Below are 13,882 nucleotides of genomic sequence, written 5' to 3'. Positions count from 1 at the left end.
GTTACTGGACGTTCGAGAGTTCTTTGTCGATGACGGACTTGATCGAGTCGAACCGCGAATCCTGCAGCCACGACGTGACATCGACCTGCTCGGGGTAGATGCCGAGCCGGTGGAAGTTGTCGGCGAGATCCTGGGAGCCGGCGATCGCGTCGGCACCGACCGAGGTGAACTGTCCCGCACCGGAGTACGAGAGCCGCTTCGTCTCGACGAGGTCGCGGTACACCTCGGCTTCCATCGCGTTGCCGCCGAAGCCGCCGAGCCGGGTGAACTCGTCGACGGCCGCGGCGGGGTTGGCCTCGATCCAGCGCTGTGCGTCGCGGACGTTGCGCACCAGCTTCGCCGCGACCTCGGGGTGGTTGTTCGCGAACGATTCGCTCGCGACGAAGAAGGCATAGTCGTAGGTCTTCACGTCGGGCAGGGTCGCGGCGTTGTGCTTGCGCTTGGCCAGCTCGGCCATCGGCTGCCACGTGATCCAGGCGTCCACCTTGCCCTGCGCGAACGCGGCCTCGGCGTCCGCGGCGGTGAGGTTGACGTACTCGATGTCGTCGAGCGTCAGGCCCGCGGTCTCGAGGTACTTGACCAGGCTGTACGTGCCGGTCGTGCCGCGGTGGTCGGCGACCTTGCGGCCCTTCAGATCTGCGGCGGACCGGATGGTGGAGCCCTGCGGGACCAGGACGTCCACCTCGTTGCTCGGCAGCGGGTACGCCACCAGCGGGACGATGGGAACGCCACCGCCGATCGCGTAGATGACGGCGGTCGCGGTGGCGAAGGAGAAGTCGACGCTGCCGGACTTGATCGCCTCCATCACCGGGAGGGACGCCGGGAATCCGGTGGGCCATTCCACCGGCACGCCGAGGTCGGCGGCGACGTCGAACCCACCGAGGCTGTTGCGCAGCACGGTGCCCGGTTCGGCGTTGCCGTCGCCGATCAGCGCGTACCGGACCTGGGTGAGCGGGCCGTCTTCGTCTGCTGCGGCGTCGGTGCTGCACCCGGCGAGGGACAGGGCGGTCAGGCCGAGGACACCGGCGCCGGTGGCCTTGAGGAAGCCGCGTCGGCTCAGCGACGAAGAGGTCAGGGGTGACATAGCGGGGGTGAAACCTTCCTACGGGTGGATCGGGTGGATCGGAGGGGCAGTGTCAGGAATGGAGGGCGCGGTCGGCCTCGAGGAGCCCGTCGAGGAACTCCTCCTTCCAGGCTGCGAGGCGGGCGTCACCGCGGTGCCGGGGGCGGGCCTGGTCGATCCGGAGTTCACGGGTGATCCCGGATTCGGTGAGCAGCAGCACCCGGTCGGAGAGGATCAACGCTTCCTCGACGTCGTGGGTGACGAGCAGGACGGTCCGGGGCCGCTCGGCGAGCATCCGTTCGAGCAGTTGCTGCATCGTGACCCGGGTGATCGCGTCGAGTGCACCGAACGGTTCGTCGAGGAGCAGCACGTCGGGGTGGTGCAGCAGGGCGCGGGCGAGCGCGACGCGCTGCCGCTGGCCGCCGGACAGTTCGGAGGGCCAGGCGTTCTCCCGACCGGCGAGTCCGACCTCGCGGAGCAGCGCGGCCGCTTCGTCGCGTCGTCCCTTGGTGCCGAGCTGGACGTTGTCGAGGACGTTGCGCCAGGGCAGGAGCCGGTCCTCCTGGAACATCATGCGCGAGACGACGGGCCGGTCGACGGTCGGCTCGACGCGGCCCTCGGTCGGCTGCTCGAGCCCGGCGAGGATCCGGAGCAGGGTGGACTTGCCGACGCCGCTCGGTCCGAGGAACGTCACGAACTCGCCCGGCGCGATCGACAGGTCGATGTTGTTCAGGATGCGCTTGTCCTGGTAGCGGTGTCCGACGCCGAGCAGGTCGAGTCCGACGAGGTCGTCACGGGACATCAGCGAGTTCCCTTCCGGTAGTTGGGGTTCCAGCGGAGGACTCGCGCCTCGACCAGCCGGATGAGCTGATCGGCCAGGAGGCCGGCGAGCGCGTAGAGCACGATCGCGAGGACGATCCGGTCGTTGCGGAGCAGGTCGCGGCCGTTCTGGGCGAGGAAGCCGATGCCCTCGCTGGTCGCGATGGTTTCGGCGATCACGAGCGTCAGCCAGGCCACGCCGAGCGCGTAGCGGATGCCGGTCAGGATCATCGGCATCGCGCCGGGGACGATGACCTGCCGGATCAGCTCGCCGCGCCCGAGTCCGTACGAGCGGCCGAGCTGCACGAGCTTCGGATCGACGGTGCGGATACCCGCGACGGTGTTGAGGTAGACGGGGAAGATGACGCCGAGGGTCACGAGCAGGACCTTCGGCAGCTCGCCGATGCCGAACGCCGCGATGAGCAGCGGGACGAGGGCGAGATGCGGCAGCGCACGCAGCATCTGCAGGGTCCGGTCGACGAGTCCTTCGGCGATGCGCGAGAGGCCGACGGCGAAGCCGAGGACGAGACCGATCCCGGCGCCGATGGTGAAGCCGATGACGATGCGTCGCACACTCACCAGCAAGTGGGTCTGCAGTTCTCCCGCGGCCCAGAGGTTTCGGGCGGTGTCGAGCACCTTGCTCGGGGGCGGCAGGATCGACGCGGAGATCACTCCGGTGGACGAGGCCCACTGCCAGCCGAGCAGCACGAGGGCCGGAACGACCCACGGCAACAGCGCGGTCGCCCGCGGCGTCCGGATGACGCGGCGGGTGCGCGGCGGCTCGGCGGTTGGCGCAGGGGTAGCCGGTGCTGCGGAGACCGTGAGATCAGACATCGCCGGTCGCCGTCGGTGTGGGGGTGGTCGTGTTCATCGTTCTCCTCGCGGACAGCAGTGCGAGGAGCACTATAAATACAAACGACAACAACCGACGACAACTGTATACACATGGATTCAAACCCTTCCCATCCGCGCGCTGTCCTGGTATGGGTTGGTTCGTCCACTTTTCTGCGCGTCTCGAGGAGGGAACCGACCGTTGGACGTCGACAGATCGCCGTACGCACAACTGCGCGAACGCATTACGAACGGCGAATATGCGCCCGGCTCCATGCTGGTGCCGGCCGGCGTCGGCGCGGAGATGGGGCTGTCGCGGACACCCGTGCGGGAAGCGTTGCAGCGGCTCGAGTTCGACGGTCTGGTGATCAAGGTCACCCGCGGCTACATGGTGCGTGAGCGCACCGAGGAGGAGGTACTCGCGATCTGCGACGCCCGGATCGCGCTGGAATCCGCTGCCGCGTTCGCCGCGGCGACCAGACGATCCGAGATCGATCTGGCCCGGCTGACGAGCCTGTTCGAGCGCGCCGTCGCGGCGCCGGATCCGAAGAGCGCACTCCGCCTGCACAACGACTGGCACGCCGCGCTGCGCTCCGCCGCCCACAACCCGACCATCGCCGAGCTGATGGAACGCCTGGACGCGCAACTGGCCGTCTACGACGCCGAGGCGTCCGCGGCTCCCGACAATCTCGACGCGATCGAGACGGAGCACCGCCACATCCTCGACGCGATCGTCGCGGGGGACGGCGAGCGGGCGCGCGCCCTGATGACCGCTCACCAGGAGCGCACCCGCGATATCCGCATTTCTGCCATGGCGGCGCGCTAGTCGGGAATCCCACCGACGGGCGCACGGACCGTGCGACGCTGATCCCCATGACAAGGGCGCTACCGAAGAACGCAGTGCCGAAGAACATGGTCTTCATTCCGGGAGGCACGTTCTGGATGGGCTCGGAGGACTTCTATCCCGAGGAACGACCGGTCCACCAGGTAACGGTCGGGGGGTTCTGGATGGACGAGCACCCGGTGACGGTCGCCGAGTTCCGCCGCTTCGTGAAAGCGACCGGATATGTCACGACCGCGGAGGTCGCGCCCGACCCGGACCGGTACCCCGGGGCGGACCCGGCACTGCTCGTTCCCGGGTCACTGGTGTTCACGCCGCCCCGGGGCCCTGTTCCCCTCGACGACTACACCCGCTGGTGGTCCTTCACACCCGGCGCCGACTGGCGTCACCCCGAGGGTCCCGACAGCAATGTCGGAGGCAGGGAACGGCATCCGGTCACGCACGTGTCGTGGTTCGACGCCAGGGCGTACGCCGAGTGGGCCGGCAAGGGACTGCCGACCGAGGCGGAGTGGGAGTTCGCCGCGCGCGGCGGCCTCGATCGCAAGATCTTCGTGTGGGGTGACGAGCACGAGCCGGGCGGCCGCCCCGGCGGGAACGTCTGGCAGGGCGAGTTCCCGTGGCAGAACCTCCTCGAGGACGGGTTCGCCGGAACCTCCCCCGTCGGGCATTTCCGGCCCAACGGGTATGGGCTCGACGACATGGCCGGCAACGTGTGGGAGTGGACGAGCGACCACTTCTCCCCCGACCACTCGGCGAGCGGCAAGAACGTCGCCCCGGCGTCGTCGTGCTGCATTCCGGCGAATCCCCGCGTCGACGCTGCTGTGGTCCACGACCCGAACGAACCGTATGCGCGCCGCGTGATCAAGGGCGGCTCGCACCTGTGCGCGCCGAACTACTGTCTTCGCTACCGCCCCGCTGCCCGGCAGGGTGAAACCGAGGAGACGTCGACCTGCCACATCGGCTTCCGGTGCATCCTCCGGCCGTGACTTCCATCTCGCAAACCCGTCTCCGCGACGACGAACCGGTGCTGTACTGGAACGGGTGGACGGAGAAGGGGGCACACGGTCATGGGCAAGGAACTCCGGGCAGCACCGATACCCGGCGGGGATACCCTGCCGTTTCCCCCGACGCCGTCGGGGAGTATCGCGGGCCGCACCATGCAGGAATCGGTGTACAGCCCACACCCGAAGCAGCGCCGGCTGCCCGCCGACGCCCCGAACATCCTCGTCGTGCTGATCGACGACGCCGGTCCGGGTCTGCCGACAGGGTTCGGCGGCGAGGTGAACACCCCCACCCTCGACCGCATGCTCGACGAGGGCATCGGCTACAACCGCTTCCACACCACCGCGATGTGTTCGCCGACCCGCGCGTCGCTGCTCACCGGCCGCAACCACCATCGCGTCGGAAACGGGCAGATCGCCGAACTGGCCAACGACTGGGACGGGTATTCCGGCCACATCCCGAAGTCGAGTGCGACGGGAGCGGAGGTCCTGCGGCACTACGGGTACACCACCGCGGCGTTCGGCAAGTGGCACAACACCCCGGCCGAGGAGACCACGGCCGCCGGGCCCTACGACAACTGGCCCACCGGCGTCGGTTTCGACTACTTCTACGGCTTCCTCGCGGGTGAGGCATCGCAGTACGAGCCGAACCTGGTCCGCAACACCACCGTCGTCCTGCCGCCGAAGACCCCCGAGGAGGGCTACCACCTCAGTGAGGACCTCGCGGACGACGCCATCGGCTGGTTGCGCCGCCACAAGGCGCTCGACGCCGACCGGCCCTTCTTCATGTACTGGGCCAGCGGCTGCCTGCACGGCCCGCACCACATCATGAAGGACTGGGCCGACCGGTATGCGGGCAAGTTCGACGACGGCTGGGACGCCTACCGCGAGCGCGTGTTCGCCCGGGCCAAGGAGAAGGGCTGGATCCCACCGGAGGCCGAGCTCACCGACCGCGATCCCACCATGGCGGCGTGGGACGACATCCCCGACGAGGAGAAGCCGTTCCAGCGTCGCCTCATGGAGGTGGCGGCCGGGTACGCCGAGCACTGTGATGTGCAGGTCGGGCGGTTGTTCGACGAGCTGGACCGGCTCGGCTACCGCGACAACACCCTGGTCCTCTACATCTGGGGCGACAACGGCTCGTCCGGGGAGGGCCAGGAAGGGACCATCAGCGAACTGTTGGCGCAGAACGGGATTCCGACGACCCCGGCGCAGCACATCGCCGCTCTCGAGGAACTCGGCGGACTCGACGTCCTCGGCTCTCCGAAGACCGACAACATGTACCACGCGGGATGGGCGTGGGCGGGCAGCACGCCCTACAAGGGCATGAAACTCCTCGCGTCGCATCTCGGGGGAACCCGCAATCCGATGGTGGCGCGGTGGCCCGCGAAGATCACCCCCGATCGGACCCCGCGAACCCAGTTCCTGCACTGCAACGATCTGGTGCCGACCTTCTACGACCTGCTCGGAATCACCCCGCCCCGCTCCGTGAACGGGATTCCGCAGGACCCCATCGACGGTGCCAGCTTCGCGGAGACCTTCGTCGACCGGGATGCTAAGGCGGGCAAGCTCACCCAGTACTTCGAGATCATGGGCAGCCGCGCGATCTACCACGACGGCTGGATGGCGTCCGCATTCGGACCCCGGGCACCGTGGCTGCAGGGCATGCCCGGCGGGATCCGCGACTGGAACCCCGACGACGACACCTGGGAGCTCTACAATCTCGACGAGGACTGGACCCAGAACCGCGACCTCGCGGCGCAGTATCCCGAGAAGCTGGCCCAGCTGCGGGAGTTGTTCGCGATCGAGGCGGCCAAGAACAACGCCCTGCCGATCGGCGGGGGGCTTTGGGTGGTGGCACTTCACCCCGAGCAGCGGATCACCACGCCGTACACCAGCTGGGAGTTCACCGGCGACGTCACCCGTATGCCCGAATTCTGTGCTCCCGCACTGGGAAACAGGAACAACCGCGTTGCCGTCGAGCTGACCGTCCCCGAGCGGGCCGGCGGTGTCCTCTACGCTCTCGGCGGCAACGGCGGCGGGCTGACCTGTTTCATGGACGACGGCTACCTCTGCTACGAGTACAACCTGTTCATCCTGATGCGCACCAAGATGCGCTCGGCGGAGCCGATTCCGCCCGGTGAGCACAAACTCGAGGTGTTCACCGAGTACGCCGAGACCCGTCCCGGCGGCCCGCTGAACGTCCAAATGTGTGTCGACGGGCAGAAGGTCGGCGAGACGACCGTGCCGATCAGCGCGCCGTTGCTGTTCACGGCGAACGACTGTCTCGACATCGGTACCTGTCTCGGATCCCCGGTGTCGCTCGACTACTACGACCGCGCACCGTTCCCGTTCGAGGGCACCATCGAGAAGGTGGTCGTCGACTACATCTAGAACGACGCCTCGCACACGAAAGCCTCCGCGGTGCGCCCGATCCGGGTCAGCACCACCGACAACGACCGCGAACCCCGGAGCTTCAGACGTGGCCGCAGCACCGCGGGGTCGACGTCGACTCCGCGGACGAGGATCTCGGCGACCCCGCAGTCGTGCTGCGCGAGCGCTTGTTTCAAGGCCTTCTCGGTGTACTTGAACCGATCGAGGATGCGGAAGCCGCGCACGCCCTCGGGCAGGGTGTCGCCGGTGAGATAGGCGATGCGCGGATCCAGTTGCCACAGACCGTGATATGCCGCCCAGTGCCGGACCAGGCCGGCCCGCACGATCGCGCCGTCGGGATCGACGATCCACTGCCCCGGAGGACGGTCGTCGATGTCGTCGGGCATCGCGTCGGTGACCTCGAATCCCGTTCCATCCGAACGCAACACGCTTGCCCGGCGTCGGACACCGGGGCTCGACAGGCCCGGCGAGTACAGGCACGCCTCGCGGACACCGCCGTCGAGCGAGACGACCTCGACCTCCCCCGCCCAGTCGATCGCGTCGAAATCCAGGCCCGGCGCGCACTTCACCGCGAGATCGCGTCCGGCATAGACGTCGAGCAGGTCCGGCAGCGGTGGTTGCAGCGCCGCCGGATCGTGCGTGCGCCGGCCGCCGGCGCGGCGTGCGGGATCGGCGATCACGGTGGTCCCGCGGGTGACGGGCCGCAGCGCGTCGGCCCGGATCAGCGATGTGCCCGGCACGTTGTGCGCGGCCATCGCCAACCGCACCGGGTCCAGATCGCTGCCGATCACGAGGTCGGCGACACCCACGAGCGCCGCCAGTTCCGCGCCGATCGAACATGTCACGTCGTGCACGCGCCGCCCGGCCAGGCGCCGCGCCCGATGCGTGGCGACCACGGCGGGGGTGGCCTGCTGCACCGCGTCGTCGGTGAGCAGCCATCCCCCGGCCTCCGGCAGTTTCGCGACAGCCTTGCGGCGCGCCAGCACGGTCTCGACGAGCAGGCCGGCACGGTCGCCGAAACGCGTACGCACCCAGCCGATGTCGGCCAGGCGTGTACGCGCGGACAGTTCCCGGCCGTCCACCTCGGTCAAGGCGGACGCCGCCTCGTCCGACGCCAGATAGGCGACGTCGGCGAGGGTGAACTCGTATCCCAACTACTTGCCGGGCTTCACACCGGTGATCATGACGTTGTAGAAGAAGCTGCGCGGCACGACGTGCTTGAGCACCTTCTCGTCGACCCAGCTCAGCGTCTTCCAGCCACCGAACGCGAACTTCGCCCAGCCCCAGCCGAGCTTCTCCTCCGGCACGGCGGCCTCGAAGGTGCGCACGGGCCAGCCGAGCAGCGCCGCGGCGAACTCCTCGCTCGACGCCTTCACCTCGACGGCACCGGCCGAGGTCGCGATCTTCTCGAGATCGGACGGATCGAAGGTGTGCAGGTCGACGACGGCTTCGAGGGCCGCGGCCCGGGAGGACTCGTCGAGTTCGGTCTGCGGACGGCGCCAGTCGCTCAGGAACGGCAGCTTGGTGATGTTGGTGGTCGCCTCCCAGGTGATGCGACCGAGCCACCGCGCGTAGAAGTTGCCGATCGTGCTGGGCTCACCGGCGAAGACGAACCGGCCGCCGGGCTTGAGAACGCGCAGGACCTCGCGCAGCGACTGCTCGACATCCGGGATGTGGTGTAGCACGGCGTGACCCACGACGAGGTCGAAGGTGTCGTCCTCGTACGGGATGGTCTCGGCGTCGGCGACCCGGCCGTCGACGTCGAGTCCGAGATTCGCGGCGTTGCGCAGGGCGACCTTGACCATGCCGGGCGACAGGTCCGTCACCGAACCGGACTTCGCGACGCCCGCCTGCATGAGGTTGAGCAGGAAGAAACCGGTGCCGCAGCCGAGTTCGAGCGCCTTCCCGTACGGAAGGGGCTGCTCACCCGCCGCCGCGTCGAAGCGGCCCTTGGCGTAGTCGATGCAACGTTCGTCGTAGGAGATTGACCACTTCTCGTCGTACGTCTCGGCTTCCCAGTCGTGGTAGAGCACCTGGGCGAGTTTGGTGTCCTCGAGCGCAGCGGCGACCTCTTCGGCGGTGGCGTGCGGGTTGGGCGCGGGATCGGTCCCGTCGGTCCTGCTTGCAGTCATAGGTGTGATCCTACCCATCGGTAAGCATGGAACAAGTTCCAGTTTCGGCGGGCTATTCGCCGGTGAACGCGGCCTTGCCCGGGCCGTTCGCGATGAAGGACTCCATCCCGATCGTGCGGTCGGCCGTCGCGAACAGCGACGCGAACACATGCTGCTCGATCTTCAGTCCGGTGTCGAGATCCGTGTCCAGGCCCTGATCGATCGCAGCCTTCGCCGCCGCGAGCGCACGCGAGGCCGCTCCGGTGAACTGCGACGCCCACCTCCGCGCTGCGTTGTACACGTCATCGGGTGCGACGACCTCGTCGACCAACCCGATCGCGAGCGCCTCGTCCGGTCCGACGAACCGGCCCGTGAACACGATGTCCTTCGCCTTCGACGGACCGACGAGCCGCGCGAGCCGCTGCGTGCCGCCGCCCCCGGGGATGATGCCGAGCAGGATCTCCGGCGTCCCGAGCTTGACGTTGTCGCCGATGATCCTGCGGTCCGCGCCGAGCGCGAGTTCCAGGCCACCGCCGAGCGCGTAGCCGGTGATCGCCGCGACCGTCGGCTTCGGGATGTCGGCGATCGACCCGAGCGCGGACTGCAGGTCCCCGATGATCTCGCTCATCTGCACGAAGCCGATCTCGGCGAGTTCCTTGATGTCGGCACCGGCGGCGAACACCTTCTCGCCGCCGTAGACGATCACGGCCTTGACGTCCTTGCGTACCGTCGCCTCCCGGGCGGCGGCACGGATCTCCTCCTGCACCTGCCGGTTCAGTGCGTTCATCGGCGGGCGGTCGAGCCGGATGGTCCCGATGCCGTCGGACACCTCGAGAGTGACGAATTCAGCCATGCCGCTCAGGCTAGATCAGATGTCGGTGCGCTTCGCCCAGGGGTGCGGCCCCCCGCGGGTGTAGTAGCCCTCGTCGCCGCCGAACGAGACGCGGATCTGTCCCTCGTCGTTGCGCGACAGGATCGGCAGGATCGGTTCGATCACGACCTCGTCCGCGAGCACGTCCGCGACGGTGGCGTATGCGGCGAGCGAGGTGAGCTGGGCCCAGGTCGGCGGCAGCAGGATCGACGCACCCGCCTGCCAGTCGTCGAGTGCTTCGGCCGCCGTGCGCCACTGCACGTGCTCGGCTTCGCTGGTGTCGCCGTCGGCGCGCTGCCCTTCGGGGACGGCCGCGACGAAGAAGTGGGTGTCGTAACGGCGGCGTTCACCGAGCGGGGTGATCCAGTTCGCGCGGGGGCGCAGCAGATCGGTGCGAACCACGAGTCCTTCGGCGGCGAGGAAGTCGCCGAACGACAGTTCCCGCGCCTCGAGGAGACGACGGGCCTGCGCGTACTGCGCGGTGTCGGCGACGACGGTGTCCTCGCTGGGTCCGGCCAGCAGCAGGCCGCACTCCTCGAACGTCTCGCGGACCGCGGCCAGCACGAGTGCCTGCGCGCGTCCCTCGGTGGTCGTGAACCGCTCGGCCCACCAGGCGATGGTCGGGCCGGCCCAGCGCACGGACGCGGCGCTGTCGGAGGGGTCGACGCCACCGCCCGGGAACACCGTCATGCCGCCGGCGAAGTCCATGCCGACGACGCGGCGCTGCAGGAATACCTCGATACCACGGTCGGAATCGCGGAGCAGAAGGACGGTGGAGGCGTCCTTGATCGGCACCGCGGCCGGATCGAAGGGGGCTGCAGAGCGTTCGGTAGACATGCGTACAAACTACGTGACGGGGTGATCCGCGTCGCATCGGGACCGGCATCGAGACGCCGGTCCCGATCCGGAATCAGACGTGCACGCGGTGCCGGCCCGGCTCCCGGGTGCGGCGCGCGAAGAAGCGCCCGTCCACCCGATCGAGCGTGATCGACTGGCTGAACGCGGTGCTCAGGTTCTCGGAGGTGATCACGTCGTCGATCAGCCCCTGCGCGACCACCTGCCCCTCCTTGAGGAGCATCGCGTGGGTGAAGCCCGGCGGGATCTCCTCGACGTGATGGGTGATCAGCACCGTCGCGGGGGCATCCGGGTCCGCGGCGAGCGTCGCCAGACGCGCGACGAGTTCCTCACGGCCACCGAGGTCCAGACCCGCCGCGGGTTCGTCGAGCAGCAGCAGTTCCGGATCGGTCATCAACGCCCGGGCGATGAGGACCCGCTTGCGTTCCCCCTCCGACAGGGTGCCGTACATGCGGTCGGCGAGGTGTTCGGCGCCGAGGCTCTCGAGCATCTCCGTAGCCCGCTCGGTGTCCATCGCGTCGTACTTCTCCCGCCACCGGCCGAGCACGCCGTACCCGGCGGAAACCACCAGATCGGAGACCTTCTCGTCGGCCGGAACGCGGTTGGCCAGCGCCGACGACGACATACCGATGCGCGGTCGCAGTTCGGACAGGTCGGTGCGCCCGAACCGCTCGGCCAGCACGCTCGCCGTGCCGGAGGTCGGGAACGTCTCCGCGGCCGCGACCCGCAGCAACGAGGTCTTGCCGGCGCCGTTCGGCCCCAGCACCACCCAGCGTTCGTCCAGCTCCACCTTCCAGGTCACGGGTCCGACCAGGACGTTGCCGCCCCGCCGCACCAACACGTCGTCGAATTCGATGAGCAGATCGGGATCAGGTTGTGCCACGCCGTCCATCTTGGACTACCCCGGCAGCCGATTCACCGGCAGGATCGTTTCGTGTCGCTCTCCCCCACCGATCCCACCGCGCCGCCGGTGGCGCGCGCCGACCGCGGTCCGTTCCCGCTCGGGGCGACCGCCCTCGAAGCCGACGACCCCCACGCGGGCACCCACTTCTCGGTGCACGCCCCGCACAGCGACCGTGTGCAGGTCTGCCTGATCGACGACGACGGGCGGGAACAGCGGATCGACCTGCCGGACCGGACCTTCGGAATCTGGCACGGCACGGTGCCCGGGGTCGGTCCCGGGCAGCGCTACGGCTACCGGGCGCACGGCCCGTGGCAGCCGGGCACCGGGCTGCGCACCAACCCGCACAAGCTGCTGCTCGACCCGTGGGCCCGCCGCCTGACCGGCGCCATCGGTGATCCGCGACGCCTGCTCGCCTACGACGACGATCCCTTCGGCGCACCCTCGACCGTCGATTCCCTCGGCCACGTCCCGTTGTCGGTGGTCACCGAACCGGCCGGAACGGTCCGGCACGACCGCCCCGGCACCGCGTGGGAGCAGACGGTGCTCTACGAACTGCACGTCGGGTCCTACACGGCACGCCATCCCGGGGTGCCGCCCGAACACCGCGGCACCTATCTCGGGCTGACCGCGCCGGCCGTCCTCGAGCATCTCGTCGGGCTCGGGGTGACCGCCGTCGAACTGCTGCCGGTGCACGCGTTCCTCACCGAACCCCCGGTACGGGCACGCGGGATGCGCAACCACTGGGGCTATTCGACCGCCGCCTGTTTCGCGCCGCACCCCGGGTACGCGAGCGTGCCCGGCGCGGAGATCGACGAGTTCCGGGCCATGGTGGCGGCGCTGCACGCCGCCGGGATCGAGGTGATCCTCGACGTCGTCTACAACCACACGTGCGAATGGTCGGTGGCCGGGCCGAGCCTGTCCTGGCGCGGACTCGACGCGCGCGGCTACTACCTGTTGGACGAGCAGGGGCTCGACATCGACCTGACCGGCTGCGGCAACACCGTCGACGCCACCTCGCCGATCGCGGTGCGGATGGTGTGCGACAGCCTGCGCTACTGGGCCACCGAGATGGGGGTCGACGGGTTCCGGTTCGATCTGGCCAGCGCGCTGGGCCGTCCGCGCGGCGGCACGTTCGACTCGCGGGCCGCGCTGCTCACCGCGATCACCACCGATCCGGTGCTGACGGATCTGAAGCTGATCGCCGAACCGTGGGACGCGACCGTCCACGGTTACCGGCTCGGCGAGTTCGGCGCGCAGTGGTCGGAATGGAACGATCGGTACCGCGACACGGTCCGCCGGTTCTGGGCGGGACGGTCCGGGATCCGCGAGATCGCCTCGCGTCTCGCCGGTTCCGAGGACCTCTACGACCGGACCGTGCGGCAGCCGTGGATGTCGATCAATTTCGTCGCCGCGCACGACGGGTTCCCCGTGGCCGATCTGGTCGCCTACGAACGCAAGCACAACGAGGCCAACGGCGAGGACGGACGGGACGGCGCCGACCACAACGAGTCGGTCAACCACGGTGTGGAGGGGCCGACGGACGACCCGGAGATCGTCGCCGCCCGCGACCGGCACGTGCGGGCATTGCTGGCCACGCTGCTGCTGTCCACCGGCACCCCGATGCTGCTCGCCGGCGACGAATTCGGACACAGCCAGGGCGGCAACAACAACGCCTATTGCGTCCCGGCGGACACCCCGGTGACCGATGCGTGGCCGCTGGACTGGTCGTCGGCCGACACCACCCGGATCGCATTCGTGCGACAGCTGCTGCAGTTGCGCAAGGTCGTGCCGGTGCTGCGTCAGCGCCGTTTCTTCGACGGCCGCGCCCGCACCGTCGGCTATCCCGACCTGGTGTGGTTCGGCGGTGACGGCCTCGAACTCGACGAGGCCGGCTGGCACGACGACGACCGGCGCACCCTGCAGGCGTGGGTGGACGGGTCGCAACTGGGCACGGTCACGCGGGCCGGGGTGCCGCTCGCGGACAGCAGCGGCCTGATCGTGCTGCATGCTGCCGGCCCGGCGACGCTCGTGCTCGCCGGACCCGAGTGGTATCGGGGTCGGGTGGTGTGCGTGTTCGACTCGAGCGCACCCGACGGTGCACCCGCCGACGCGTCGCCTCGACCCGTCGGCTCCGAGTGGGAGGTGACCGGACCGACCGTGCTGATGTTCCGGAAGGACGGCTGAGCCCGGCG

General features: G+C 69.1%; 12 protein-coding genes. 4 read left to right on the top strand and 8 right to left on the bottom strand.

Annotation, left to right across the window (positions count from 1 at the left end; all coding sequences use genetic code 11):
• Window position 1: 1 nt before the first annotated feature.
• From ACWDUD_RS00235 to ACWDUD_RS00225, 3 genes are read right to left on the bottom strand one after another with little or no spacing between them, the layout of a single operon-like run.
• Window positions 2-1,084: an NrtA/SsuA/CpmA family ABC transporter substrate-binding protein gene (locus ACWDUD_RS00235; RefSeq protein ID WP_450107999.1), complete on the bottom strand. Its 1,083-nt coding sequence runs from the start codon at window positions 1,082-1,084 to the stop codon at window positions 2-4.
• A gap of 52 nt (window positions 1,085-1,136) precedes the next feature.
• Window positions 1,137-1,865: an ABC transporter ATP-binding protein gene (locus ACWDUD_RS00230; RefSeq protein WP_197251317.1), complete on the bottom strand. Its 729-nt coding sequence runs from the start codon at window positions 1,863-1,865 to the stop codon at window positions 1,137-1,139.
• Window positions 1,865-2,716: an ABC transporter permease subunit gene (locus tag ACWDUD_RS00225; RefSeq protein ID WP_450107998.1), complete on the bottom strand. Its 852-nt coding sequence runs from the start codon at window positions 2,714-2,716 to the stop codon at window positions 1,865-1,867. Before ACWDUD_RS00225 ends, ACWDUD_RS00230 begins: the two co-directional genes overlap by 1 nt.
• A gap of 199 nt (window positions 2,717-2,915) precedes the next feature.
• Here ACWDUD_RS00225 and ACWDUD_RS00220 point away from each other — a divergent pair, with 199 nt between their 5' ends.
• From ACWDUD_RS00220 to ACWDUD_RS00210, 3 genes are all read left to right on the top strand, one after another.
• The gene (locus ACWDUD_RS00220) at window positions 2,916-3,539 is read left to right on the top strand and encodes a GntR family transcriptional regulator (RefSeq protein WP_248673347.1); all 624 of its coding nucleotides are present in this window, start codon (window positions 2,916-2,918) and stop codon (window positions 3,537-3,539) included.
• Window positions 3,540-3,625: 86 nt separating this feature from the next.
• A complete protein-coding gene (locus ACWDUD_RS00215; protein WP_450108138.1) occupies window positions 3,626-4,540 on the top strand; it encodes a formylglycine-generating enzyme family protein in 915 nt (304 codons plus the stop codon).
• An 81-nt stretch (window positions 4,541-4,621) separates the two neighbouring features.
• Window positions 4,622-6,949: an arylsulfatase gene (locus ACWDUD_RS00210; RefSeq protein WP_450107997.1), complete on the top strand. Its 2,328-nt coding sequence runs from the start codon at window positions 4,622-4,624 to the stop codon at window positions 6,947-6,949.
• Here ACWDUD_RS00210 and ACWDUD_RS00205 read toward each other — a convergent pair.
• The 5 genes from ACWDUD_RS00205 to ACWDUD_RS00185 all read right to left on the bottom strand — a co-directional run bounded on the left by ACWDUD_RS00205 (window position 6,946) and on the right by ACWDUD_RS00185 (window position 11,678).
• Window positions 6,946-8,103 (bottom strand): THUMP-like domain-containing protein, encoded by a 1,158-nt coding sequence (locus tag ACWDUD_RS00205; RefSeq protein WP_450107996.1) that lies wholly within the window; start codon window positions 8,101-8,103, stop codon window positions 6,946-6,948. The genes ACWDUD_RS00210 and ACWDUD_RS00205 overlap by 4 nt on opposite strands.
• Complete coding sequence (locus tag ACWDUD_RS00200) at window positions 8,104-9,081, bottom strand: class I SAM-dependent methyltransferase (protein WP_197251322.1); 978 nt, start codon at window positions 9,079-9,081, stop codon at window positions 8,104-8,106.
• A gap of 52 nt (window positions 9,082-9,133) precedes the next feature.
• Window positions 9,134-9,913 carry an enoyl-CoA hydratase-related protein gene (locus tag ACWDUD_RS00195; protein WP_197251323.1) on the bottom strand — a complete coding sequence of 260 codons (780 nt, stop codon included), beginning with the start codon at window positions 9,911-9,913 and terminating at the stop codon, window positions 9,134-9,136.
• A 15-nt stretch (window positions 9,914-9,928) separates the two neighbouring features.
• On the bottom strand, window positions 9,929-10,768 hold the full coding sequence (locus ACWDUD_RS00190; protein WP_450107995.1) for an NUDIX hydrolase: 840 nt from the start codon (window positions 10,766-10,768) through the stop codon (window positions 9,929-9,931).
• 73 nt (window positions 10,769-10,841) lie between these two features.
• A complete protein-coding gene (locus tag ACWDUD_RS00185; RefSeq protein ID WP_197251325.1) occupies window positions 10,842-11,678 on the bottom strand; it encodes an ABC transporter ATP-binding protein in 837 nt (278 codons plus the stop codon).
• Window positions 11,679-11,720: 42 nt separating this feature from the next.
• Here ACWDUD_RS00185 and glgX point away from each other — a divergent pair, with 42 nt between their 5' ends.
• Complete coding sequence (glgX, locus tag ACWDUD_RS00180; RefSeq protein WP_450107994.1) at window positions 11,721-13,874, top strand: glycogen debranching protein GlgX; 2,154 nt, start codon at window positions 11,721-11,723, stop codon at window positions 13,872-13,874.
• Window positions 13,875-13,882 lie beyond the last annotated feature (8 nt).

The organism is Rhodococcus sp. NPDC003382 (assembly GCF_053589135.1).
This window is presented reverse-complemented; position numbering and strand designations above follow the sequence as displayed.

Coding starts and splice junctions, on each gene's coding strand:
- ACWDUD_RS00235 (WP_450107999.1), bottom strand. CDS start 1,084: ATGTCACCCCTGACCTCTTCGTCGCTGAGCCGACGCGGCTTCCTCAAG.
- ACWDUD_RS00230 (WP_197251317.1), bottom strand. CDS start 1,865: ATGTCCCGTGACGACCTCGTCGGACTCGACCTGCTCGGCGTCGGACAC.
- ACWDUD_RS00225 (WP_450107998.1), bottom strand. CDS start 2,716: ATGTCTGATCTCACGGTCTCCGCAGCACCGGCTACCCCTGCGCCAACC.
- ACWDUD_RS00215 (WP_450108138.1), top strand. CDS start 3,626: ATGGTCTTCATTCCGGGAGGCACGTTCTGGATGGGCTCGGAGGACTTC.
- ACWDUD_RS00210 (WP_450107997.1), top strand. CDS start 4,622: ATGGGCAAGGAACTCCGGGCAGCACCGATACCCGGCGGGGATACCCTG.
- ACWDUD_RS00200 (WP_197251322.1), bottom strand. CDS start 9,081: ATGACTGCAAGCAGGACCGACGGGACCGATCCCGCGCCCAACCCGCAC.
- ACWDUD_RS00195 (WP_197251323.1), bottom strand. CDS start 9,913: ATGGCTGAATTCGTCACTCTCGAGGTGTCCGACGGCATCGGGACCATC.
- ACWDUD_RS00190 (WP_450107995.1), bottom strand. CDS start 10,768: ATGTCTACCGAACGCTCTGCAGCCCCCTTCGATCCGGCCGCGGTGCCG.
- ACWDUD_RS00185 (WP_197251325.1), bottom strand. CDS start 11,678: ATGGACGGCGTGGCACAACCTGATCCCGATCTGCTCATCGAATTCGAC.